At 37.7% G+C, this 1,590-nt stretch carries 1 protein-coding gene; it reads left to right on the top strand.

The window, feature by feature from the left end; translation table 11 throughout:
- Positions 1 to 248 precede the first annotated feature (248 nt).
- The gene (locus tag BK582_RS26340; protein ID WP_078598715.1) at positions 249 to 1,451 is read left to right on the top strand and encodes an IS110 family RNA-guided transposase; all 1,203 of its coding nucleotides are present in this window, start codon (positions 249 to 251) and stop codon (positions 1,449 to 1,451) included.
- The last annotated feature ends 139 nt before the right edge of the window (positions 1,452 to 1,590 follow it).

Genomic DNA, 1,590 nt, shown 5'->3' on the forward strand with positions numbered 1-1,590 from the left:
TTCGTATTATAAGGTTAACCAGATTTTACTGGTTGACCTTTTTTATATAGGACCTATGATATCAGTAGCCAGGGTAGGACGAACGGGTGCGTGGGACGTTGGATCCCGTCAACTAAACTGTCCGCCCCCTACTCATAGAAACATGTTTGAGGCTGGTTGAGACAATGATCTCGAATAACAAGCGAAGCTATGATACTAGGAGATGGATATAGGGGTACTGGTAAGTATACAGGAGAGGAAGAGATAGAATGAATCCAGTAATTGGTCTGGATGTTTCAAAAGGAGAAAGTGAAGTTCAAGCCTTTTTAGATAAGAGAAAACCCTATAAAAAAAGCTTCAGTGTATTGCATTTTAATAAAGGTTTAGAGATGTTACTTGACTTTTTGATAGAGGTGGAAGATGAAACTGGGGTCAAACCAACAGTGATATTTGAATCCACGGGACACTATCACACATCAATTGTTCAGTTCTTAGAGGAGAATGATTACCTCTACATTATGGTCAATCCGTTACTTTCTTATCAGGCAAAGAAATCAAGTTTACGTAAGGTGAAGACTGATGCGATAGATGCTTATAATTTATGTGAGCTTTACTATAAAGAAGAATTGGAGCCATATAAACAAAGAGGTATTCAACTTCTAAACCTACGAAATCTTTCAAGGCAACATGAAACAGTGACAGGTATTTATGTACAAACAAAACTCCAATTCCATGCGATTTTAGATCAGGTATTTCCTGAGTATAGAGGTGTTTTTGGAGATTTATATTCTAAGGTTTCGCTGAACACGTTATTGGAATTTAGTACATCGGAAGCTGTTTTAGAGGCTGGGGAAAACCGACTCACTGATGAGATTGCAAGTGAATGTGTAACTAGGTCAGAGCGTTGGGCAAAGGACAGAGCCAATAAGCTGATTGAAGCAGCTCATCGTAATCCATTTAAAAACACATTATACCAGAGCCATTTAGTTAGCCTTCATATGTATATTCAAATGCTTCTTCAGTACCAAGAGCATCTTTCAAAGTTAGATGAACAAATAGATGCCCTGGCTGAAGAAATAGAAGAATATAAGATTATCCAATCGATCCCTGGAATAGGAGGAAAAATCGCGGCAACGATTATTTCCGAAATCGGTGAGATCGAACGGTTTAATCACCCTAAAAAACTGGTTGCCTTCTCTGGTATTGATCCGAGTGTTCATTCGTCTGGTAAGTTCACAGCAACGATTAATCGGATAAGCAAGAGAGGATCAAGTCGATTGCGTCACGCCTTGTATATGGCAGCTCTCTGTGGGATTCGTAGTTCTCGTAATAAAAAGCTTAGAGAGTTTTATGATCGCAAGCGAGAAGAAGGTAAGCCGTTTAAAGTAGCTATGATTGCTTGTACCAATAAGCTTGTTCATTGGATTTTTATCCTTTTGAAACGCAAAGAGACTTTCCTAGATTTAGCTTAAGCGATATAATTAAGTAACTAATCCAAAACCTTCCAATTGGATGTAGGAAGGTTATTTGGCATGAGCATTTTCAGTATATCATTTTATTTTAAGGAATTTTACTGAAAAATATTGACTTCTATTAGCTGGTTTAGTGAAA

This window comes from Evansella clarkii (assembly GCF_002019695.1).
Classification (GTDB): Bacteria; Bacillota; Bacilli; order Bacillales; family Salisediminibacteriaceae; genus Evansella; species Evansella clarkii.